The sequence below is a fragment of the Halomonas sp. LMYGS-3 genome, from assembly GCF_059509875.1.
Genome location: NZ_JCAKFQ010000028.1, coordinates 37,626 through 57,080, shown reverse-complemented (window position 1 = coordinate 57,080; position 19,455 = coordinate 37,626). Strand labels below are relative to the sequence as shown.

The window sequence follows — 19,455 nt, the reverse complement described above, 5'->3', positions numbered from 1 at the left end:
ATGACCGAAGCCTGGCGGAAGGCGAGCCAATCACGATGCTGAAACCATCGACTGGAGAGCCGTGTGCGGGAGAACCGCACGCACGGTTCGGAGGGCGGGGAGGCTAAGCCTTCCCGACCCCTATCGGGGAAAGTTGATGCCACTTGGCGAAGAACCAGATTACCGCTGCCTCGCCAGCCAGCGATCCAGTGCATTGGCGAACTCGCGGCGGTCGGCGTCGGCGTAGCCCTTGGGGCCGCCGGTATGCTCGCCGCTGGCGCGCAGGGTCTCCATGCAGGTCTTGTGTCAGTCGCATCTGGACCCAGGGTGCAGATGCGTCATGGATCAGGCGTTCTTCGCCAGCCAGCGATCCAGCGCATTGGCGAACTCGCGGCGGTCGGCGTCGGCGTAGCCCTTGGGGCCGCCGGTGTGCTCGCCGCTGGCGCGCAGGGTCTCCATGAAGTCCCGCATCTGGACGCGGGCGCGGATATTGCTCCGGTCGAGCATCTCGCCGCGGGTGGTCATCACCGCGGCGCCCTGGTCGATCGCTTCCATGGCCAGCGGCAGGTCCGAGGTGATCAGCAGGTCCCCAGCGGCCAGGCGCGCGACGATCTCGTTGTCGGCGGCATCGAAGCCGTGGCTCACCGACAGCGACTTCACCCACTTCGAGGGCGGCAACGGTATGACATGGTTGGCCACGAACCAGGTCGGCGTGGCGGTACGCTCGGCGGCGCGCACGATGATCTCGCGGGCCACCTTGGGGCAGGCATCGGCGTCGACCCAGAGACTCGGCATGGCAAACTCCTGACAGCAAGGGGCGCGATGAATGCCAACCTCGAAAAGGCTGGCCAGCGATGAGTGCCGATGGTAGCATGCGCGCTCCTCGCATGTGCTGACCCCGCCATCATGACGATTCGCCTGAGCCGAGTGCCCGAGCCGAATCACCGAGACCTGCGGTCATCTACCGCCAGTGTCCGAGATGTGAAGATGGAGCGCCAACCAGATGCCGCCAGACAGGTGGCATCGGCGCAGAAAGGTCGCCTTAGCGGTTCGCCAGCCTTCGAGGCTCGAACCGGATGCCAGGTGCGACCGGCGTCCCCGATACCGTGACTCGCTCTGCCCCCTGGCCATGACGGCCCAGCGATTGGCGCAGTGCGCCCGACCGTTTGCTTGCGTCGGGGGTGCCTCAATGTGATTTGCCGGCCATCGCCGGCCTACCAAGGTGTGATTGATGACCTCGACTTCTGTCGCTGCGCTGAGCTTCGGCGATCTGGCCCTGCTGCCCGCCGTTCTCTCTGCTGTCGAAACCCTGGGCTACGAGACCCCTTCGCCGATCCAGATGCAGACCATCCCGGCGTTGCTGGAAGGCCGTGACATGCTGGGCCAGGCCCAGACCGGTACCGGCAAGACCGCTGCCTTCGCGTTGCCGATCCTGTCGCGCCTCGAGCTCGACCGCCGCGAGCCCCAGGTGCTGGTGCTGGCGCCGACCCGTGAACTGGCCCAGCAGGTGGCCGTGTCGTTCAGCAAGTACGGCCAGAACCTCAAGGGCCTGGAAGTGGCGACCCTGTGTGGCGGCCAGGAGTACCGCGAACAGCTGGGCGCCCTGAAGCGCGGCGCCCAGGTGGTGGTGGGCACCCCCGGCCGGGTGATCGACCACCTGGACCGCGGCAGCCTCAAGCTCGATGGTCTCTCCGCCCTGGTGTTGGACGAAGCCGACGAGATGCTGCGCATGGGCTTCATCGACGACGTCAAGCGCGTGGTCGCCGATACCCCCAAGGATGCCCAGCGGGTGTTCTTCTCCGCTACCCTGCCGTCGGAGATCGAGCGCATCGTCAATCGCTACCTGGTCGACCCGGTCAAGGTGGCCATCGAGGCCAGGGTCGGGACTGCGGCGAGCATCGACCAGCGCATGGTGCGCGTCGATGGCGGTGCCAAGCTGGAGGCGCTGTCGCGACTCCTCGAGGTCGAGCCCGTCGATGGCGCCATCGTCTTCGTGCGCACCCGAGCCGCCTGTACCACCCTGATGGAGCAACTCTCGGCCCGCGGCGTCAACGTGGCGAGTCTCTCCGGCGACCTCGACCAGAGCCTGCGCGAGCGCACCATCACACGCCTCAAGCGCGGCAAGGTCGACGTGCTGATCGCCACCGACGTGGCCGCCCGCGGCCTCGACGTGCCGCGTATCACCCACGTCATCAACTACGACCTGCCCCAGGATGCCGAGGCCTATACCCACCGCATCGGGCGTACCGGCCGTGCCGGCCGCACCGGCGTGGCGATCACCTTCGTCGGCTTCCGCGAGGGTCGCAAGGTAGGCTGGCTCGAGCAGGCCACCGGTCAGAAGCTGAGCGAGATGCCGCTGCCCGACGAGGCCGCCATCCGCGCCCATCGCGACGAGGTGTTCCATCAGCGGGTGGTCGCTTCCCTGACCAAGGGCGCCGAGGAGCAGAACGCCCTGGTCGCGCGCCTGGTGGAGGAGGGGCACGACCCCATCGAGCTGGCCTGCGCCTTTGCCGCCATGGCCCGCGCCGACGAGGCACCCATCGGTCGCCTGCAGGCGCCACGTCGCGACAATGACCGTGGTGAGCGTGCCGCCCGCGATGGCAAGCCGCCGCGCCGCCGCGAGAGCGGCCCCAGCGAGGGCATGACCCGCTACCGTGTCGCCGTGGGTCACAAGGATGGCGTCAAGCCGGGCCAGCTGGTCGGTGCGCTGGCCAACGAGGGCGGCATCGAGGGGGCGCGTATCGGCCGCATCGATATCCGCAACGCCTTCTCGGTGGTCGAGCTGCCGAGCTCGCTGCCGGCCAGCATCCTGGCCAAGATGGCCCGCGCCCGGGTGGCCGGCCGTCCGCTGGAGATCAGCGAGGACCGTGGCGTCCCCGAGCGTGCGCCGCGCCGCCGCCACGACGACGGCGATGCACCGATCCGCCGCCAGTCGCGTGGCTGAAGGGCAGGATAAGCCGATCGCCACACCGTGACGATCGGCAGGCCACCAGGCAACGGGCCCGGGGAGGATTTCCCCGGGCCCGTTTCGCGTTCTGGCCTCACCCGGTGAGGGAGGGAATCAGCGACGCTGCTGGCTGGCCAGCCAGGCACGAATGCCGAAGGTCCAGGGCGGCAGGCGGTCCGAGCGGTCGACGCGGTTGATCAGTCCCCCCAGCGCGGGGGTGGCGATGGTCACGGTGTCGCCGAGGTGATGGGTGAAGCCCTGTCCCTCGCCGTCGCGATCCTGGATCGGCGAGAACATGGTACCGAGGAACAGCAGGAAGCCGTCCGGGTACTGGTGATGGGCGCCGATGGTCTGGTCGACCAGCTCCAGCGGGTCGCGGCTGATCTGGCGCATGTCGCTGCTGTCGTCGAGGATGAAGCCGTCGTCCTCGCCCTCGATGCGTAGCGACACCCGCGCCTCGCGCACCGTGTCGATCGTGAAGGCGTCGTCGAACAGGCGAATGAAGGGGCCGATGGCACAGGAAGCGTTGTTGTCCTTGGCCTTCCCCAGCAGCAGGGCGCTGCGCCCCTCGATGTCGCGCAGGTTGACGTCGTTGCCGAGGGTCGCGCCCTTGGCCTGGCCATTGGCATCTACCGCCAGCACGATCTCCGGCTCGGGGTTGTTCCACTGCGACGCCGGGTGCAGGCCGACGCGGTCGCCGAAGCCCACCGCCGAGAACGGCTGCGCCTTGGTGAACACCTCGGCGTCCGGGCCGAGGCCGACCTCCATGTACTGCGACCAGGCGCCGCGCGCCTGCAGCGCCGCCTTGAGCGCCATGGCTTCTTCGGAACCGGGCACGATCCGCGACAGGTCGCTGCCGATCAACGCCTGCAGCTCGGCGCGCAGTTCACCGGCCCGGCCGGGGTCGCCGCCGGCCTGCTCCTCGATCACCCGCTCCATCAGGCTCACGGCGAAGGTCACGCCGCAGGCCTTGATCGCCTGGACGTCGCAGGGGGCGAGCAGGTAGGGGGCGCGCCGCGGTTCGGCGAGCGAGTTCTCCAGCAGCGCCTCGACGGGGCCGAGGGATTCGCCCTCGGCGCGCGAGACGAATTCGACGGCATCGTCGCGATCGAGCAGGTCGGCCATGCAGCCGCACTGCGCGGAGATGTCGATGACCTCGCCGCGGCGGACCACCACCAGGGCCGGCCCCTCGTCCGGGGCCGACCGCCATACCCGCCCCACCAGCCGGGCGCGCTCCAGGTCCTCGGGAAGTAAGCGTTCGTTGTTCAACTGGCCACCTCGCATGGGTTGTCGTTTGCGTCACGCCTCACGCCGGCCGTCCACCAGCCGAGTCACGCCCAGCGGGTTGCCGTCGTGCAGCGCCTCGGGCAGCAGGGCCGCTGGCAGTGCCTGGTAGCACACCGGGCGCAGGAAGCGCTGGATGGCCGCACTGCCCACCGAGGTGGTGCGCGAGTCGGCCGTGGCCGGGTAGGGGCCGCCGTGGACCATGGCGTGGCACACCTCGACGCCGGTGGGCCAGCCGTTGGCGAGAATCCGCCCCGCCTTGCGCTCGAGCACCGGCAGCAGGCGGCGGGCCAACGGCAGGTCGCCGTCGTCCACCTGCAGGGTGGCGGTGAGCTGGCCTTCCAGGGCCTCGGCCACACGCTGCATCTCCTCGGCGTCGGCGCATTCCACCACCAGGGCGCTGGCGCCGAACACCTCGGCCTGCAGCGCTGCATCGGACAGGAAGTCGGCGCCGTTGGCGGCAAACAGCGCCGCCTGGCACTCGTGCGGTCCGGCGCCGGCCTGGCCACGGGCGATCTCGCGCACCTTGGGGTGGGCGGCCAGGGCACCGACGCCATCCTGATAGGCGGCGTGTATCCCCGGGGTGAGCATGGTCTGGGTGGCACTGCCCTTGACCGCCTCGCCGGCCGCCTTGACGAAGGCGTCGAGCGAGGGCCCGCTCAGGCCGATCAGCAGCCCGGGGTTGGTGCAGAACTGGCCGGCGCCCAGGGTGAGCGAGCCAACAAAGCCCTCGGCGATGGCTGGGCCGCGCGCGGCGAGCGCCTCGGGCAGCAGGAACACCGGGTTGATGGAACTCATCTCGGCATAGACCGGGATCGGCTGGGGGCGGGCCTGGGCGGTGGCCATCAAGGCGGTACCGCCCGTGCGCGAGCCGGTGAAGCCCACCGCCTGGATGCGCGGATCGGCGACCAGCGCCTGGCCGATCTCGCGGCCCGAGCCGAACAGCAGCGAGAAGACGCCCTCGGGCAGGTGGCACTGGGCCACTGCGGCCTGCACGGCGCGGCCGACCAGTTCGGAGGTGCCGGGATGGGCGGAGTGGCCCTTGACGATCACCGGGCAGCCGGCGGCCAGTGCCGAGGCAGTGTCGCCGCCGGCCACGGAGAAGGCGAGCGGGAAGTTGCTGGCGCCGAACACGGCGACCGGGCCCAGGGCCACGTGGCGCTGGCGCAGGTCGACGCGCGGCATCGGCTCGCGCTCGGGCAGCGCCGGGTCGAGGCGCACATCGAGCCACTCGCCGGCGCGCACCACCGCGGCGAACAGGCGCAGCTGGCCGCAGGTGCGGCCACGCTCGCCCTCGAGGCGTGCCCGGGGCAGGCCGGTCTCGGCCATGGCGCGCTCGATCAGAGGCTCGCCGAGGGCCTCGATCTCGCTGGCGATGGTTTCGAGGAAGGTCGCGCGCTCTTCCAGCGAGGATTCGCGGTAGCTGGCGAAAGCGGTCTCGGCCAGTTCACAGGCACGTTCGACCTCGGCCTTGCTGCCGCCGGCATAGGTGGGGGCGAGTGTCTTGCCGGTGGCGGGGTCGACGGCGGAGATGGGGGTGGAGTTGCCGCTGACGGCCTCTTGGCCGATGAGTAGCTTGCCTTCCAGTGTCATGGGGAACTCCTGCTTGTCAGAGTGCATGGATGTCGATGGGGAGGGCGTCCGGCTCCAGGCGCAGCGGGTTGCGCAGCGGGCGTCCCAGAGCGGGCAGGGCGATCTCGAAGCGGTCGCCGTCGCGAGTACGGAACCCGTCGGCGAAGCTCAGGGTGGCGGTGCCGAAGAAGTGCACATGGACGTCGCCGGGACGCCGGAAGCCCGGGTACTTGAAGTGATGGTGCTCGAGGTTGGCCAGGCTGTGCGCCATGTTGGCCTCCCCGGTGAGGAAAGGCTTTTCCCAGAGCGTCTCGCCATCCCGGACGATCCGGCTGGCGCCCTCCAGGTGCTCGGGCAGCTCCCCCACCAGCAGCTCCGGGCCGAAGCTGCAGGCGCGCAGCTTGGAGTGGGCCAGCCACAGGTAGTTGAAGCGCTCGGTCACGTGATCGGAGAACTCGTTGCCGATGGCGTAGCCGACCCGCCAGGGGGTGCCGTCGTCACCGATCACGTAGAGGCCGGCGAGTTCCGGCTCCTCGCCGGCATCCTCGGCGAAGGCCGGCACCGGCAGCGCCGCCTCCGGGGCCACGATACAGCTGCCGTCGCCCTTGTAGAACCACTCCGGTTGGGCGCCCACCTCGCCCGGTGTGGGCTTGCCGCCATCCACTCCCAGCTTGAACATGCGCATGGAGTCGGTCAACTCGCCCTCATCGACCTGGGGCTTGGCATGCATGGCCGAGCGGGTGTCGGCGCTGCCCAGGTGGGTGAGTCCGGTACCGGTCACCAGGCAGTGGGCAGGGTCGGGGTGCAGCAAGGGGGGCAGCAGGCGGCCATCATCGACCAGGCGTTGATAGTCGAGTCGGGTCTCGGTCGCCGAGGATTCGACGATGTCGGTGAGTGACTGCGCGCCAGCGATGGCGCGATGGGCCAGCGTATAGGTGTTGGCGTCGAGCAGCCTGACCTGTTGCTCGTTTTCGACCAGGGCGGCACGCACCTGGTCCTGATAGTCGCATTGAATCAAGCGCATGGCGTGATTTCCTCATAGTAGTTGAAAGGGCGGCATCGGCATGAACGGCAGCACCACTGGCAACCGTGTCGTTTGACACCGTTTGAATGCTTCTCAATGTTTAACATACAACAATCATGTTTAACATATACTTTAGTAGTGTCGCGTTTTACGCGGGCCATGAATTGGCCTCAGAATGCCTCCTCACTACAACGACAGGCTATCCGTATGAGTAGCATCGATATCGGCCTGGTGGGGGTTGGCAAGATCGCACGTGACCAGCACCTGCCGGCCATTGACTCCAGTCCTGACTTTCGCTTGGTAGCGACCGCCGATCCGTATGCCCGCTTGGAGGGTATCGACGGCTATGACTCACTGGCGGCCATGCTCGATGGTGTGCCGGACTTGCAGGCGGTGGCGATTTGCACGCCGACGCATCTGCGCCACTCCCAGGCGCGGCTCGCCTTGGGGCATGGCAAGGCGGTGCTACTGGAAAAGCCGCCTGGTGCCACGCTGAGCGAGGTCGAGGATCTCATGGCTCTGGCCGAGCGGCGGGGCTGCCCGATGTTTGCGGCCTGGCATTCACGCTTCGCTCCCGGTGTGGCCCAGGCACGGGAGTGGCTGGCCGAACGAGAAATTCATCGCATCGAGATCGAGTGGAAGGAAGACGTGCGGGTCTGGCACCCGGGCCAGGCATGGATCTGGGAGGCCGGTGGCATGGGGGTCTTCGATCCGGGAATCAACGCCCTGTCCATCGTCACCGAGATACTGCCGCAACCGTTCTTTCTGCGTTCAGCGAGGCTTGCGGTACCGAGCAACTGTCAGACGCCGATTGCCGCCGAGCTGGCATTCAGCGATGCGCAAGAGACGCCGATCCAGGCAGCTTTCGAGTTCCGTCAGACTGGTCCCCAGACCTGGGATATCCATGTCGATACCGAGGACGGTCGACTGAGCTTGACCCAGGGGGGCAGCCGGCTGGTCGTCGACGGGCATATCGTGCTCGACGCCGAGGAGCGGGAATACGCCGGGTTGTATGCCCGTTTTGCTGAACTGGTCGCCGGCCGAATCTCCGATGTCGATGTCGCGCCGCTGCGCCATGTGGCGGATGCCTTCCTGCTGGGGCGGCGTGAGACGGTGGATGCCTTCGTGGAGTGAGCTCAGTTCGCGCTTGCCGCACGCTGATGCGCGATGATCTCACGCAGCGTTCTCATTAGGGCACCGGCGCCTGGCGACAGGCGCTGGTCGCGCAGGCTCACCAGGCCGTAGGGCTGAACGCTGAGCGCTTCCCGAAGAGGCAGGATGCGAAAGCGCTGCGGCGCGCATAGCAGGCCCGCCACCTCGCGGGTGGTGGCGGTGATGGTATCCGACTTGTCGACCAGTGCAAGGGATACCAGCACGTCCGGGGTGTCGACGATCCGTGACGGAGGGGATACCCCGTGGTGAAGAAACAGGCTGTCGACCCGCTGGCGCATCAGGGCGCCGGGAGACTGAAGCGACCACGGATAGGCCGCCATGTCCTCCAGGGTCAGGGGAGAGCGCCCCGTCAGGGGGTGGCCTTCCCGGCACACGAAGCAAATATCTTCCTCGCCGATTTCCTCGAACACGAAGCGCTCCGTCGGGAAGCCGGCGGGGATGCGTGTGATGGCGAAATCCAGTTCCCCCTCCAGCAGTCGTGGCACCAGCGCCTGGCTGACGTCCACGGCAACGCTGACCTTCAGCCCCGGCCGGTCGCGGTGAACCCGCTCGATGGCGCTGGTCAGCAAGGTAACGGCCGGGGCCATCACGGTGCCAACTGCCACCATCCCGGCATTGCCCTCGCGTAGCGCGTTCAGTTCTTCGCCGGTATGACGCAGCTCGGAGAGCATGGTGCGGGCATGACGCACCATGATCTCGCCATACCAGTTGGGGGCCAGGCCCCGGGCATGTCGGTCGAAAAGCTTCACGCCCAACTGAGACTCGACATCCCCCAGCAACTTGGAGGCTGCCGGCTGGCTCATGCCTAGCCTGGCAGCGGCGCGATGCAGGTTACGCTGCTCGTCCAGGGCCAAAAACAGCTGCAGATGGCGCAACTTTAGTCGCACGCGTAGAAACCAGTCATCATCCAGGATCCGCACGGCAGCGCTCCTCTCGCTGTTCTGATAACAAAAAATATATCAAAAATGGCCAATTTTGACATTGGTTGATTATCTGATGGCCTGGCTAGCTTGAACCTTGGGCGCACCGGTACTGTGGTGCGCCACCCAAATACAACAATCCCCGGGCTCGGGGGCGACAGGAGAAAGCAGCATGTCACTCTCTTCCATCTTCATGGTCACGACTATTGCTCATCCAACTTCAAGAACAGACATGGCATCGGCAATGTTTTCAAATCGAGATGGCCATGGTGCAGCCTCATGCCGTCAGCCGGGGGCTCGCTAGCGAGGCAAAAGGTTTGGAGTTGGTCCTGCGTTTTTTTCTGATAACAGTACAATGAAATGGAAAGTCATGATATGAAAAATAAAGTAATGAAGAGAAAGCTGTCACTAGGTGTAACCTCTGCGTTGCTGATTGGCTCGACTCTGACGGTGGAGGCATGGGCCCAAGAGACTATCCGTATCATAAGCCACCGCCAGCCAGCTTTAGAATATTATACATCACAGATGAAAGGGGCCTTGGATGACGGGCGTGTGACCGTCGAGCTAATGCCGATTGACAAGGAGCTTGAGCTTGCCTCTATTACCATGTCATCAGGATCGGATGCAATCGATGTGCTCTACTTGAACGATGCGTCGCTGAAGCGCTTCGCGGCAAATGGTTGGCTAGAACCACTGGATGAGTTTTGGGAAAAATACAAGGAAGAATACAACCTCGGGGATTTTCCGCAATCCGTTGTGGATGCGGTAAGCTATGACGGTCATATCTATTCAATGCCGATCATGTCTAATGCAGAGCTCTTTTTCTATCGTTCCGATCTGCTGAAAGAGAACGGCATAGAACCACCATCCACTATGGAAGAGTACAAGCAGGCAGCAGCAGCCCTGGACAGTAACAGAATGGCCGGGACGATCATGTCTCTGAAGCCGGTTGACGCCGCCTTGAACGAAGCACACTGGTATATCAATGCCATCGGCGATGGCTGGTTCGATGAGAACTGGAAGCCCATATTTAATAACGAGGCAGGGGTTGTCGCTATTAAAAAAATGAAAGAGATGGCCGAGTATGCCCCCCGGGGCTTCACCTCTCATGCAAATGATGAGTCGACCATCAATCTTCAGCAAGGATTGGCTGCGATGGGCCTGCAATGGTTTACCCGAGCCGCAGCTATGGATGACCCGACTCAGTCGCGCTTTGTCGGTGAGTTCGAATGGGTGGCACCTCCTGGCGGTGGCGCGCGGATTGCCAATGACGGCTTCGCGATTTCCAAGTTTTCTTCAGCCGACAAGGAGGAAATGTTCCAGATGCTGGCAACCGCTGCCAGCCAGGAGAGTATGCGTAAGGGGGCAGAATATGCTATGCCGCCACGTCTTTCGGTGTTGGGAGATCCCGAACTCGCTGAGAAATATCGGTGGTATCCAGCCGCTCGCGAGGCGCTTGAAACAGGTCAAGCATTCCCGGCGATACCCGACTTTCTGGATGTGGGTGAAATCGTGACCCGCTACATCCTGCAGGCAGTAATCGGTGAAATGGAAGTACAAGCCGCTCTAGACAAGGCTGCGGTGGAAACCGAAAAACTCTTGGCCTCACGCGGTTACTACGAGTAACGGCATGAGCGTCGGCACCAGCGGGCGTGGTAGGGCGGTGGTGCCGTTGTCTGTAATCTCCGATAGGACTGACATATGGTACGTTGGCAAAGGGGTTTGTGGTGGTTTCTCTTGCCCAGTTTCGGTCTGTTGACCGTGGTCCTGCTTTGGCCATTGGGATATGCGATTTACCTCAGTTTCTTCGACTATTACTTAGGGTCGTCAGAGCGAACCTTCATCGGTCTCGGCAATTATTTCGAGTTGTTCGCTGAGACGCGTCTTTGGCAGTCGTTCTGGACGACGATTATTATCGCGTTCGGGTCGGTAGGGCTCCAGTTTGTGGTGGGGTTCGCGTTGGCGATTGGCATCTATAAACTGAAGTTCAGCGCCCGCCTTTTCACCATGTTGTTGTTCCTGCCTCACATTGTAACGCCGGTGGTTGCTGCGCTGTTTATTAAATGGATCCTGGTCTCTAACTTTGGGCTTCTGGACGCCACGCTACTGGGCCTCGATATTACTCCGCCGGACTGGCTGGGCGATCCGATATGGGCAAAAATCAGCGTTATACTCGCCGATGCCTGGATCTTTACGCCACTGATCATGATGGTCCTCTATGCCGCGCTACAAACGCTTGACCAGTCGCTGGTTGGCGCCGCCCAGATCGATGGTGCAAATGCTTGGCAGATTCTTCGCCATATCATCATTCCGGCACTGATACCTGCGATAATATTCACGGTGTCGGTCCGACTCATGGATGCATTCAGATTCTTCGACACTATTTATGTGTTGACTGGTGGCGGCCCCGGAACCGCGACCGAAACCATCACCATGTATACTTATCAGCTGGGCTTCCGGATGTTGGATATTGGCAAGGCCTCTGCTTTGGGTGTCATTACCTTGGTCGTCGTCGCCATCATTCTTCTCACCATCAATAAAGTTCTGACTCGTATTTACAGGAAGGGAGACTGAATGTCGATGATAATTACTGACAAGGCGCTGAGCAAAAGAGGCCAAGAGGCCCGGAAGACTGCCCCTGAAAACAGCGCGTTGCTCAACAGAGGTCAGATGCTGCTATTTGCAGCGCTATGCATCTTTACGTTCTTCAATCTCATTCCTTTGCTTTGGGCTGTCCTGACGTCACTGAAACATCCGGCGGACGCCTTTACCATACCGCCAACGCTAGTCTTCGAGCCGACGTTGGAGTATCACAAGCAAGTATGGATCGACCATGATTTTGTCCAGTATTTGTTTAATAGCCTTATTGTGTCAGCCGGAACAGTGATCATTTCCGTCCCGATCGGGACTTTGGCGGCTTATGCACTGTCTCGCATCCCTCGCCAGCGGTCTGGTCCGATTCTCAGTGCCCTGTTCACCATTCGGATGTTTCCACATATTCTACTGGCCATTCCTTTTTTCGTGATGGGGAGTTTTTTGAACCTTATTGACAGCTATGTATTGTTGATTCTGGCGTTGATCGCGATAAATCAACCGTTCACTATTTGGCTGATGCATGGTTTCTTTTTGGATATTCCTCGAGATCTGGATGAGGCGGCCGCTCTTGATGGGTGTAACAGTTGGCAGTCGTTCCGTACCGTGATTCTCCCCCTTGCACGACCCGGCATGACCGTCGCGGCCTTGTTTAGTCTGCTCCTCTCATACAACGAATTTCTTTTTGCCCTTGTACTGACTGGGGTCGACACAAAAACCCTTCCGGTGGCAATCGCTTCCTTTGGTGGGGAGGATATCTCTAGTCTGTCTCTTGCAGCCGCTGGCGCAATCGGGATCATGCTACCGATCGTCATCATCATGATGCTTCTGCAGCGGCATCTCGTTCGTGGGCTCACAATGGGAGCGGTCAAGGGTTGAGTGCCCATGGTAAGGCCGTGAATTAACGTTTCGATACCTCGATTGAGTGTGTAAAGCATCAGGTTATGCCAATACAATCAAAGTCCGAGATAAGGAATAATACTTATGGCTTCAGTTGAAATAATGAATGCCGTGAAGGCTTACGGAGATCAACAGGTCCTACACAGTGTAAATATTCATGTAGAGGATGGTGAGTTCGTTGTCTTGGTGGGACCTTCAGGCTGTGGGAAGTCGACCTTGCTTCGCATGATTGCCGGTCTCGAAGACATCACTGGCGGTGAAATATGGATAGATGGAAAGGTCGTGAACACTAAGCATCCGAAAGACCGTGACATTGCGATGGTCTTTCAGTCTTATGCCCTTTATCCTCATATGACGGTTGAAGAAAACATGTCATTCTCTCTTAGGATGAAGAAAAAGGATAAAGAAGAGCAGAGACGGAAGGTCGTCGAGTCTGCACGTATACTTAACTTGACGAATCTTTTGGACCGTTATCCTCGACAGCTTTCTGGAGGACAGCGTCAACGGGTCGCCATGGGGCGGGCGATTGTCCGCGATCCCAAGGTTTTTCTGTTCGATGAGCCTCTTTCTAACTTAGATGCCAAGCTACGTGTACAAATGCGAGCCGAGATAAAGTCTTTGCATCAAAAGTTGAAAACGACGATCGTTTATGTGACGCATGATCAGATTGAGGCCATGACGATGGCCGATAAGATCGTCGTCATGCATGATGGTTATATTGAACAGATTGGTAGTCCCTTGGAGCTCTATGACCATCCAGAGAATCTCTTTGTCGCAGGTTTCATGGGATCTCCCTCAATGAACTTTATCAAGGGGAGAGTGGATGGAGCTGATCCTCAATGTTTTCTGACGCAGTCTGGTGAGACGCTGCGGCTACCATATCCTGTGGATATTGACTCCAGCCGCGAATTGGTTATTGGGATCAGGCCCGAGCATTTTGAGGTTTCCGAGGAAGGGACAGAATTTGAAGTGGCAGTAATCGAACCGACTGGTTCGGAGATTCAGGTGATCTTGAATTTGGGTGGCGAGAATGTCACAGCTGTTTTTCGTGACCGGCTGTCTCTTGGGCCAGGCGATAAAGTGCGTTTGGCAATGTCGAAAAATGGGTTGCATCTTTTTGATAGTGAATCAGGAAAAAGGTTGAACCCCGATCTATACATGCAAGCGGTTAGCCCCGCACATTAAGGGTTTTTTTGCAATATTATTGGGGTCAGCCGATGTTTGGGGAAGGGATCCTGATATTACACATCCGTAACTCACGGATGGCAGGCTGCACGCCTTTGTCATTTTTCCGGGGAGTACTGAAGAGATGATTACTACACAGCTGGTCGTCGATCGTGACTTCGATATATCACCACTGGATCGGCGAATCTTCGGAACCTTCGTCGAGCACATGGGGCGATGTGTATATAGCGGCATATACGAACCAGACCATCCGAGTGCCGATGAGCACGGCTTCCGCGGTGACGTCATGGCACTCACCCGTGAATTGGGCCCGACTATTGTCCGTTATCCCGGTGGCAACTTCCTTTCCGGTTACAACTGGGAGGATGGTGTTGGGCCAAAGGAAGATCGGCCGGTACGTCTCGATCTCGCATGGCTTTCCACCGAGACCAATCAGTTCGGTACGAACGAGTTCATGCAGTGGTGCCGTACCGTGGATGTCGAACCGATGTTCGCTGTCAACCTCGGCACGCGTGGTCCTGATGAGGCGCGGCATTTCCTCGAGTACTGCAATCATCCCGGTGGGACTGCGCTCTCCGAATTGCGTCGTCAACATGGTGTCGAAGAGCCGCACGCTATCAAGTTCTGGTGCCTTGGCAATGAAATGGATGGTCCCTGGCAGATCTGCCAGAAGACTGCTGACGAATACGGGCGCATTGCCAAAGAGACCGCAAAGCTTATGCGCTCGGTCGATCCGAGTGTACAGCTCGCTGCCTGCGGATCATCTAAGCATGACATACCCACCTATGGTGTATGGGAAGACCGCGTGCTGGAGCATTGCTTTGACGAGGTAGATTTCATCTCGTTGCATCATTACTTCGGGAACTCCCACGACTCTACCGCCGAGTATCTCGCCAATGTCGAGCTGACTGACTTGTTCATCAAGGAAATCGTTGCGGTGGCCGACAGTGTAGCGGCTAGGCGACACTCGACAAAGCGGATCATGCTGTCGTTCGACGAGTGGAACGTCTGGTACAAGGCGCGCTCTGCAGAACATCGTAGCCAGCCCGGCTGGCCGCAGGCGCCACGCTTGATTGAGGAGGTCTACAATCATGAAGATGCGTTGTTGGTGGGTGGGGCGTTAATTACATTGATGAACAATGCCGATCGGGTGAAGGCTGCTTGTTTAGCACAACTGGTCAATGTCATCGGCCCTATAATGACCGAGCCCGGTGGAGAGGCGTGGCGCCAGACGATATTCTTTCCGTTCGCGCAGGCCTCAAAGTATGCACGGGGTCGCGTGCTGAGGTGCTTGATTGACTCACCGAGTTATCAGGCGAATACCTTTCCTGAAGTGCCTTATCTGTGCGCTGCTGTTGTGCACGATGACGAGTGCGGCCAGACCGCGATATTTGCCCTCAATCGCCATCTCAGTGAGTCGCAGGACATTACCATCGAACTGCGTGGCCTGGGTAACCAGCAGCGCTTGGTAGAGGCGCTCGAACTCTATCATTCTGATATGAAAGCGACTAATACACAGGCGTCACCCGATACAGTGTGTCCAGAAACCAATGCCGTAGTGGAAGTTGATGGCGACCGGGTCAAGGCGCACTTAAAGCCAGGATCCTGGAATGTGATAGTGACAACTAATGCAACGGATAGATGCTGATCGCTGTGCTGCTATCTAGTGGTAGCGACCTGCCCGGCGAAAATCAGATATTCTGTCGCTATGGGTAAGCCCTACGGTGCGTTATCAATGCACAAAAAGATGCATGAGCAGGCCGAGTAACTCGTAATCTAGGGTAATTGTGCATCATCCGGAAAATGGCTATTTAATGTGGCCTCATGTGGTCAAGTTCCGTGAGCATTAGGGTTGCATGAATGGTATCTCGAAGGGATGGCGTAGGTACTTCATGCCCAAGACGTGATTGGTAGGATACGTTTGGCATGAGTGCAGGCGTAGGATGCACAAGATGGTCAAAAGGGAAACTTCTGGAGCTAAATAGTGCAAGCCAAGATAGAAAAGCAACTATATGCGTGTGACCCCCAGTTGGGAAAAATTCATCAATATTGGCTTTGTAATAAGTGGGGTGTTCGGGTAGGTGTGCTGGATTATGGTCTGACGGTTACTGACTTTATTTTGCCGGACCGCACCGGCAATCCGGTGAACGTTGTATTAGGGTTTAATGATTTTTCTTCTCTCCGTCAACAAACGGCTTTTGTCAATGCAATTATTGGCCGCTATGCCAACCGTATTTCCCATGCCAGGTTCACGATAGAGGGTCGTGACTTCAGCCTCAGCTGCAATGAAAATAAGCATCATTTGCATGGTGGGCTAGCAGGGTTTGATAAGCAACTATGGTACATCGAAAGTGTACAAAGTGATAGTGAGGAGAACTCGCTTTGTGCCCGCCTCCTGTCGCCGGATGGTTCCGGAGGTTATCCAGGCGAGCTGGATTGTCATGTAACCCTTAGTCTTGATAACGATAATAGACTGACGTTTAAGGTGATCGCTACGACAAGCCGGCCCACTAATGTAAATATTACTAGTCACCTTTACTTCAATCTTTCCGGGGGTGAAAAAGGTACCATAAAGGATCATGTTTTTCTGATTCCCAGTACAGCGGTCGTGGATATTGATGCCTCGGGGATCCCGAGCGGGAGTATCATTACGGTTGACGGAAGTGCACTGGATTTCAGTCGCACTAAAGTGCTTAAGGATGCATTTGTTCATGCTGATCCGCAGATTGAAAAGCGCGGTGGTATCGATCACTGTTATGTCATTAAGCCCCGCGATGAGTCAGGCAGCATAAAGATGGCAGAAGTTAACTGCCCTTCGTCTGGGTTAAAACTTCAGCTTGATGCAACTCAGCCGGGGGTGCAGTTTTATACAGGGCAGAATCTGCAGGATGTTGTATCCCGTGATGGTAGTCGCTACGCTCCTTTCACTGGGTTTTGCTTGGAGCCTCAGCACTTTCCGGACACGCCGAACCAGTCCGGGTTTCCGGCTACTTTATTGCTCCCTGGAGAAAAATATGAGCAATGCTTCAGCTATAAGGTAAATGTTTCAGAGAAAAGTTAATGCTCTCCAGTAATCCTGATATGGTTCAGGCGCCTCACCTATCTTGTAGGCTCTTGAGTACCTGATTCTTGTCGCCATCCTATTGCTGGCGATGAGTGCTCGACTGCTGGTAGAAAACACGATGGGAGCGATCACGATCCTGCTCTTTGATTGGAGGTCTTATGTCCGATTACAAGCGCCAGCTACGTTCCGCCGAGTGGTTCGGCAGTGCCGACAAGAACGGCTTCATGTATCGCAGCTGGATGAAGAACCAGGGGATTCCCGATCACGAATTCCAGGGCAAGCCGATCATCGGCATCTGCAACACCTGGTCGGAACTGACGCCGTGCAACGCGCACTTCCGCAAGCTCGCCGACCACGTCAAGAAGGGGGTGCTGGAGGCCGGAGGCTATCCGGTGGAGTTTCCGGTGTTCTCCACCGGCGAGTCCAACCTGCGGCCCACGGCGATGTTCACCCGCAACCTGGCGAGCATGGACGTGGAGGAAGCAATCCGCGGCAATCCCATGGACGCGGTGGTATTGCTGGTGGGCTGCGACAAGACCACGCCGGCGCTGCTGATGGGGGCGGCGAGCTGCGACCTTCCCACCATCGTGGTCACCGGCGGCCCCATGCTCAACGGCAAGCACGAGGGCAAGGACATCGGCTCGGGCACCGTGGTCTGGCAACTCTCCGAACAGGTCAAGGCCGGCAAGATCACGATGCACGACTTCATGGCCGCCGAGTCCGGCATGTCGCGCTCGGCGGGCACCTGCAACACCATGGGCACCGCCTCGACCATGGCCTGCATGGCCGAGTCGCTGGGTACCTCGCTGCCCCACAATGCGGCGATTCCGGCCGTGGACTCACGGCGCTACGTGCTGGCGCATCTCTCCGGCAACCGCATCGTCGAAATGGTCGACGAGGATCTGACACTGTCCAAGGTGTTGACCCGCGAGGCGTTCGAGAACGCCATTCGCACCAATGCCGCCATCGGCGGCTCCACCAACGCGGTGGTCCACCTCAAGGCCATCGCCGGGCGGATCGGCGTCGATCTCGCGCTCGACGACTGGACCACGATCGGCCGCGGCACGCCGACCCTTGTCGACCTGCAGCCCTCGGGGCGTTTCCTGATGGAGGAGTTCTACTATGCCGGCGGGTTGCCCGCCGTGCTGCGCCGGCTGGGCGAAGCCGACCGGTTGCCGCACAAGGACGCGCTGACCGTCAACGGCCAGACCCTGTGGGAGAACGTCCGGGACGCGCCGCTCTACAACGACGAGGTAATCCGGCCACTGGACAATCCCCTCCGCGAGGAGGGTGGCATCTGCATCCTGCGCGGCAACCTGGCGCCGCGCGGCGCGGTGCTCAAGCCCTCGGCAGCGAGCCCAGAGCTGATGCGACACCGAGGCAGGGCGGTGGTCTTCGAAGACTTCGACGACTACAAGGCGCGTATCAACGACCCCGATCTTGAGGTCGACGCCGACAGCATCCTGGTGATGAAGCACTGCGGGCCGCGCGGTTATCACGGTATGGCCGAGGTCGGCAACATGGGGCTGCCCGCCAAACTGCTCGAGCAGGGCGTCACCGACATGGTGCGCATTTCCGATGCGCGGATGAGCGGCACTGCCTACGGGACCGTGGTATTGCACGTGGCACCCGAGGCCGCCGCCGGCGGGCCGTTGGCGGCGGTGCGCGATGGCGATTGGATCGAGCTCGATTGCGAGGCCGGACGTCTGCACCTGGATATCAGTGATGCCGAGCTCGAGGCCCGCCTGGCGGAGAGCGACCCCACCGAGAAGTCGCGGCGCATCGCCAGCGATGGCGGCTATCGCCAGCTCTACATCGAGCATGTACTGCAAGCCGATGAGGGCTGCGATTTCGACTTCCTTGTCGGCAAGCGCGGCGCCGAGGTGCCGCGTCATTCACACTGAGGCTGAGCACCATGGTGGATGCATCGAAGATCGAATGCGTGTGGCGCGGCCGGGCGATGCTCGGCGAGGGACCCTTGTGGTGTCCGCAACTCGGCGCCATGGGGTGGCTGGTGTTCGTCGATATCCTCAAGGCACGCCTGCATGCCTATGACCTGGCCAGCGGTGACACGCATGGCTGGGCGTTGGAGGAAGCTTGTTGCTGGCTGGCGCCTCGAGAGGAGGGCGATGGCTTCATTGCTGGACTGCGTTCGCGACTGGTGCATTTGCGACTGAGCGAGAGCGGGCCGAATATCGTCGCCGAATGGGCAACTCCCGGCGACGAGCCGGATGGCAACCGTCTTAACGATGCCAAGGTCGACCCCCAGGGCCGTCTATGGTTCGGCTCCATGGACGATGATGCCAAGTGCCCCACTGGCTCGCTGTATCGTCTGGATCGGCACGGTCCGGTACTCGTGGATGCCGGCTACCGGGTCGCCAACGGCCCGGCCATCAGTCCTGATGGTGCCACCCTGTATCATAGCGATACCCCGCTGGGTGTCATCTATGCCTTCGACCTTTCGCCGCAAGGTGAACTGTCCAACAAGCGCGAGCATGTGTGTTTCAATGCGACCCAGGGGTTTCCCGATGGCATGACCTGCGATGCCGAGGGTGGACTCTGGGTAGCGCACTGGGATGGTGGTCGTGTGAGCCGATTCCGGCCAGATGGTGCCCTGGACGAGACCCTGCCGCTACCGGCCTCGCGGGTGACGTCTTGCGCCTTCGGTGGGCCACGGCTGGATCAGTTGTTCATTACCACCGCGGCCGTGGAGCGTGACCAGGAGGGGCTGGCTGGGGGGCTGTTCCGGGTGGTGCCGGGCGTGAGAGGCGTGATGCCGGCAGCCTATCGCCTGTCCACTGAATATTAACGATTC

At 60.5% G+C, this 19,455-nt stretch carries 15 protein-coding genes and 1 pseudogene; 10 read left to right on the top strand and 6 right to left on the bottom strand.

What is annotated here, in order from left to right; translation table 11 throughout:
• Positions 1-159: 159 nt before the first annotated feature.
• Both AC5W54_RS19210 and AC5W54_RS19205 read right to left on the bottom strand, forming a co-directional pair.
• Positions 160-273 (bottom strand): annotated as a pseudogene (locus AC5W54_RS19210) (DUF188 domain-containing protein); the annotation flags it as partial.
• A gap of 51 nt (positions 274-324) precedes the next feature.
• Positions 325-774 (bottom strand): YaiI/YqxD family protein, encoded by a 450-nt coding sequence (locus AC5W54_RS19205; RefSeq protein WP_495963707.1) that lies wholly within the window; start codon positions 772-774, stop codon positions 325-327.
• Between the two features lie 436 nt (positions 775-1,210).
• Here AC5W54_RS19205 and AC5W54_RS19200 point away from each other — a divergent pair, with 436 nt between their 5' ends.
• Entirely contained in the window at positions 1,211-2,923 is a 1,713-nt protein-coding gene (locus AC5W54_RS19200; RefSeq protein WP_495963706.1) for a DEAD/DEAH box helicase, read from the top strand.
• Between the two features lie 117 nt (positions 2,924-3,040).
• Here the strand turns inward: AC5W54_RS19200 and AC5W54_RS19195 are convergent, their stop codons facing one another.
• From AC5W54_RS19195 to araD1, 3 genes are read right to left on the bottom strand one after another with little or no spacing between them, the layout of a single operon-like run.
• Positions 3,041-4,210, bottom strand: coding sequence for a fumarylacetoacetate hydrolase family protein (locus AC5W54_RS19195; protein ID WP_495963705.1), 1,170 nt, complete (start codon positions 4,208-4,210; stop codon positions 3,041-3,043).
• Positions 4,211-4,225: 15 nt separating this feature from the next.
• Positions 4,226-5,803: an aldehyde dehydrogenase (NADP(+)) gene (locus AC5W54_RS19190; RefSeq protein WP_495963704.1), complete on the bottom strand. Its 1,578-nt coding sequence runs from the start codon at positions 5,801-5,803 to the stop codon at positions 4,226-4,228.
• Between the two features lie 16 nt (positions 5,804-5,819).
• A complete protein-coding gene (gene araD1 / locus AC5W54_RS19185) occupies positions 5,820-6,806 on the bottom strand; it encodes an AraD1 family protein (protein WP_495963703.1) in 987 nt (328 codons plus the stop codon).
• A gap of 207 nt (positions 6,807-7,013) precedes the next feature.
• Here araD1 and AC5W54_RS19180 point away from each other — a divergent pair, with 207 nt between their 5' ends.
• A complete protein-coding gene (locus tag AC5W54_RS19180; RefSeq protein ID WP_495963702.1) occupies positions 7,014-7,940 on the top strand; it encodes a Gfo/Idh/MocA family protein in 927 nt (308 codons plus the stop codon).
• A 2-nt stretch (positions 7,941-7,942) separates the two neighbouring features.
• Here the strand turns inward: AC5W54_RS19180 and AC5W54_RS19175 are convergent, their stop codons facing one another.
• Positions 7,943-8,899 carry a LysR substrate-binding domain-containing protein gene (locus tag AC5W54_RS19175; RefSeq protein ID WP_495963701.1) on the bottom strand — a complete coding sequence of 319 codons (957 nt, stop codon included), beginning with the start codon at positions 8,897-8,899 and terminating at the stop codon, positions 7,943-7,945.
• 375 nt (positions 8,900-9,274) lie between these two features.
• Here AC5W54_RS19175 and AC5W54_RS19170 point away from each other — a divergent pair, with 375 nt between their 5' ends.
• The 8 genes from AC5W54_RS19170 to AC5W54_RS19135 all read left to right on the top strand — a co-directional run bounded on the left by AC5W54_RS19170 (position 9,275) and on the right by AC5W54_RS19135 (position 19,449).
• Positions 9,275-10,525, top strand: coding sequence for an extracellular solute-binding protein (locus tag AC5W54_RS19170; RefSeq protein ID WP_495963700.1), 1,251 nt, complete (start codon positions 9,275-9,277; stop codon positions 10,523-10,525).
• A 75-nt stretch (positions 10,526-10,600) separates the two neighbouring features.
• Positions 10,601-11,473 carry a carbohydrate ABC transporter permease gene (locus AC5W54_RS19165; protein ID WP_495963699.1) on the top strand — a complete coding sequence of 291 codons (873 nt, stop codon included), beginning with the start codon at positions 10,601-10,603 and terminating at the stop codon, positions 11,471-11,473.
• Entirely contained in the window at positions 11,474-12,370 is an 897-nt protein-coding gene (locus AC5W54_RS19160; RefSeq protein ID WP_495963698.1) for a carbohydrate ABC transporter permease, read from the top strand.
• A gap of 105 nt (positions 12,371-12,475) precedes the next feature.
• Positions 12,476-13,576: an ABC transporter ATP-binding protein gene (locus AC5W54_RS19155; RefSeq protein WP_495963697.1), complete on the top strand. Its 1,101-nt coding sequence runs from the start codon at positions 12,476-12,478 to the stop codon at positions 13,574-13,576.
• 124 nt (positions 13,577-13,700) lie between these two features.
• Positions 13,701-15,224 carry an arabinosylfuranosidase ArfA gene (gene arfA / locus AC5W54_RS19150; protein WP_495963696.1) on the top strand — a complete coding sequence of 508 codons (1,524 nt, stop codon included), beginning with the start codon at positions 13,701-13,703 and terminating at the stop codon, positions 15,222-15,224.
• Positions 15,225-15,560: 336 nt separating this feature from the next.
• Positions 15,561-16,637: an aldose epimerase family protein gene (locus tag AC5W54_RS19145; RefSeq protein ID WP_495963695.1), complete on the top strand. Its 1,077-nt coding sequence runs from the start codon at positions 15,561-15,563 to the stop codon at positions 16,635-16,637.
• A 161-nt stretch (positions 16,638-16,798) separates the two neighbouring features.
• On the top strand, positions 16,799-18,544 hold the full coding sequence (locus AC5W54_RS19140; RefSeq protein WP_495963694.1) for an IlvD/Edd family dehydratase: 1,746 nt from the start codon (positions 16,799-16,801) through the stop codon (positions 18,542-18,544).
• A gap of 11 nt (positions 18,545-18,555) precedes the next feature.
• Positions 18,556-19,449 (top strand): SMP-30/gluconolactonase/LRE family protein, encoded by an 894-nt coding sequence (locus AC5W54_RS19135; RefSeq protein WP_495963693.1) that lies wholly within the window; start codon positions 18,556-18,558, stop codon positions 19,447-19,449.
• Positions 19,450-19,455 lie beyond the last annotated feature (6 nt).

Bases quoted from the DNA above. Each gene is read 5' to 3' on its own strand.
- AC5W54_RS19155 (WP_495963697.1), top strand. From the start codon at position 12,476: ATGGCTTCAGTTGAAATAATGAATGCCGTGAAGGCTTACGGAGATCAA.
- AC5W54_RS19135 (WP_495963693.1), top strand. From the start codon at position 18,556: ATGGTGGATGCATCGAAGATCGAATGCGTGTGGCGCGGCCGGGCGATG.
- AC5W54_RS19180 (WP_495963702.1), top strand. From the start codon at position 7,014: ATGAGTAGCATCGATATCGGCCTGGTGGGGGTTGGCAAGATCGCACGT.
- AC5W54_RS19205 (WP_495963707.1), bottom strand. From the start codon at position 774: ATGCCGAGTCTCTGGGTCGACGCCGATGCCTGCCCCAAGGTGGCCCGC.
- araD1 (WP_495963703.1), bottom strand. From the start codon at position 6,806: ATGCGCTTGATTCAATGCGACTATCAGGACCAGGTGCGTGCCGCCCTG.
- AC5W54_RS19190 (WP_495963704.1), bottom strand. From the start codon at position 5,803: ATGACACTGGAAGGCAAGCTACTCATCGGCCAAGAGGCCGTCAGCGGC.
- AC5W54_RS19140 (WP_495963694.1), top strand. From the start codon at position 16,799: ATGTCCGATTACAAGCGCCAGCTACGTTCCGCCGAGTGGTTCGGCAGT.
- AC5W54_RS19160 (WP_495963698.1), top strand. From the start codon at position 11,474: ATGTCGATGATAATTACTGACAAGGCGCTGAGCAAAAGAGGCCAAGAG.
- AC5W54_RS19200 (WP_495963706.1), top strand. From the start codon at position 1,211: ATGACCTCGACTTCTGTCGCTGCGCTGAGCTTCGGCGATCTGGCCCTG.
- arfA (WP_495963696.1), top strand. From the start codon at position 13,701: ATGATTACTACACAGCTGGTCGTCGATCGTGACTTCGATATATCACCA.
- AC5W54_RS19170 (WP_495963700.1), top strand. From the start codon at position 9,275: ATGAAAAATAAAGTAATGAAGAGAAAGCTGTCACTAGGTGTAACCTCT.
- AC5W54_RS19165 (WP_495963699.1), top strand. From the start codon at position 10,601: ATGGTACGTTGGCAAAGGGGTTTGTGGTGGTTTCTCTTGCCCAGTTTC.
- AC5W54_RS19195 (WP_495963705.1), bottom strand. From the start codon at position 4,210: ATGCGAGGTGGCCAGTTGAACAACGAACGCTTACTTCCCGAGGACCTG.